The sequence below is a fragment of the Streptomyces sp. SID14436 genome (assembly GCF_010548465.1).
Lineage (GTDB): Bacteria > Actinomycetota > Actinomycetes > Streptomycetales > Streptomycetaceae > Streptomyces.
Map to the genome: position 1 here is coordinate 1 of NZ_JAAGMD010000882.1, position 2000 is coordinate 2000.

Sequence of the window (2000 nt, forward strand, 5' to 3'; positions counted from 1 at the left end):
GCCGGTGCCAAGGGCCCGGTGATGGCCGGTGCCAAGGGCCCGGTGGCGGCCGGTGCCAAGGGCCCGGTGATGGCCGGTGCCAAGGGCCCGGTGGCGGCCGGTGCCAAGGGCCCGGTGATGGCCGGTGCCAAGGGCCCGGTGGCGGCCGGTGCCAAGGGCCCGGTGATGGCCGGTGCCAAGGGCCCGGTGGCGGCCGGTGCCAAGGGCCCGGTGGCGGCCGGTGCCAAGGGCCCGGTGGCGGCCGGTGCCAAGGGCCCGGTGATGGCCGGTGCCAAGGGCCCGGTGGCGGCCGGTGCCAGGGGCCCGGTGGCGGCCGGTGCCAGGGGCCCGGTGATGGCCGGTGTCGGGGGCCCGGTGATGGCCGGTGTCGGGGGGCTCCCGGCCCCGGGGCCTGTCGGGCGGATCGTGACGGACGGCCCTAGCGGCAACTGTCCGCGGCCTCGATCAGTCGCTGGGCCTCGTCGAGCGCGGCCCGCAGGACGGCCGGGTCCGTCGCCGGGTCCTCACCGGGCGGCAGCAGCCAGTCCGAGCCCTCCACCGGAGGTTCCGGCGCGAGCCTCAGCCCGCGCCCGTCGGTCTCCGTGCAGGTGCTCCCCGGTACGTCCCACGCCGCGGCCGTGCCCGGCGGGACCAAAAACCCCAGCGTGCCGCCGCCGTCGTGCAGGACGGGCCCCACCGCGTCCCCGGCCCCGCGGCGCAGGATGTCCACCGCCTCCAGGCCCTGCCGGGCAGGCACCGTCACCACGTCGCACGACGTGTCCGGGGCGCCCACCGTGTCCGCCGCCGCAGCGGACGCGGCACCCGGTGCGTCCGGCACTCTCCGAGGATCGCTGCTCCGGCTGGTCGCCATCCCACGCCTCCACCACACGAAATGACTGCTTGGACGAGCGGGTCGGGAGTCGGGGGGCTCCCGGTCCACAGGGTTCAACGCGCCGGGCCGTCAACGGCAACGGCGGAAGTTGACCGCAAAGGATGGCAGTTCATGGCGGATCGCGGATGAGATATCCGGTTTGTAGCCAAACACTGCGTGCCGACTCCGTCACAACAGGTACGTTCTTGCCCGCCGGAAACAGGGCGGCACACCGACAATTCGCCCCGAGTCCGGCATGGTTCGACGGTTCGCAGAGAGGACCCGGCCATGGCGTCGTCAACGGTGCCCTCGTCCAACCCCGACCGGCCGGCACGGCCGAACCTCGTCTTCCGGCAACTGCGCGGAGCGCGCTCGCCGGGCGAGTTCGCCGCCGCGGTACGGCGGGCCGCCCGCGAGATCGGCGAACGCGTCAGCTGTGACGCGCGCTACGTCCACCGGGTCGAGACGGGCGAGATCCGCTGTCCCAACTACGCCTACGAACGGGTGTTCCTGCACATGTTCCCCGGCCGCACGCTGACCGATCTGGGCTTCGCGCCCCGCTCGTCGGTCCGCGGCCGCGGGGCCCGGACGGGAGGGCCCGGGGAGCTTTCCCCGGTGCCCGCACCGGCCCCGGCGGACCCCACGAGTGAGACCAGCGGGCCCCCGGATCCGTATGAGGAGCCGCGGGACCCGTACGACCCGTACGACAGCTACGACACGTACGACAACTACGAGGAGAGCGACGTGCTGCGTCGCGCATTCATGACCGGCGGGGGCGCCACCGTGGCCGCCGCCTCGCTGGGCCCCCTCGGGTTCGCCCGGGACGCCTCGGCCGCACAGCGCTCCGTGCGCCGCGCCGGGGCCAGTGACGCGGGTGCCCTGGAGGAGGCGGTCCGCAGGATCCGCCTGCTCGACGACCGCCACGGGGCCGACGGGCTCTACCGGCGGGCCGCGGCACCGCTGCGCGCCGCCTACGCCCTGCTCGACGCCGGCACGACCCGGCAGCGGACCGCGGACCGGCTGTACGCGGGCGCCGGTGAACTGGCCATCTCGGTGGGCTGGCTGGCCCACGACTCGGGCCGCTTCGACGACGCCCGCTCGCACTACGCGGAGGCACTGGCGACCGCGCGCGTCACCGGCGACGCGGGCC

General features: G+C 75.4%; 1 protein-coding gene and 1 pseudogene. One reads left to right on the plus strand and one right to left on the minus strand.

All coding sequences use genetic code 11. The annotated features are described in order from the left end of the window. Nucleotides 1–418: 418 nt before the first annotated feature. Nucleotides 419–817, minus strand: coding sequence for a hypothetical protein (locus G3I53_RS32350; protein ID WP_343240727.1), 399 nt, complete (start codon nt 815–817; stop codon nt 419–421). A 321-nt stretch (nt 818–1138) separates the two neighbouring features. Between G3I53_RS32350 and G3I53_RS32355 the strand changes: the two are divergent. Continuing rightward, nucleotides 1139–2000, plus strand: a pseudogene (locus G3I53_RS32355) (hypothetical protein); the annotation flags it as partial.